Here is a 261-nt window from a genome sequence, read left to right as displayed (position 1 = left end):
GGTGGGCATGCTCAAGGGCACGAGCTACTACAACCCCGTGCTCAACCCCGACCGCGCGCTGTACCGCCGCAACACGGTGCTGTCGCAAATGGTCAAGCGCGGCGTGCTGCAGGAGGCCGAGTTCGCCCAGCTCAAGAAGCGCCCCATGCGCATCAACTTCGAGCGCCAGGAAGAGCCCCTGGGCATGGCGCCGCACTTCGCGCAGCATCTGCGCAAGTGGCTGATCGACTGGGCCGACCGCAACGACTACAACATCTACAC

Annotated in this window: 1 protein-coding gene; it reads left to right on the top strand. The window is 64.8% G+C overall.

The features are described from left to right. A partial coding sequence (locus ACSNOK_RS34805) for a hypothetical protein (RefSeq protein ID WP_436784708.1) occupies positions 1-261 on the top strand: 261 nt, incomplete at both ends.

The sequence above is a fragment of the Streptomyces sp. URMC 126 genome, assembly GCF_051386555.1.
Lineage (GTDB): Bacteria > Actinomycetota > Actinomycetes > Streptomycetales > Streptomycetaceae > Streptomyces.
This window is presented reverse-complemented; position numbering and strand designations above follow the sequence as displayed.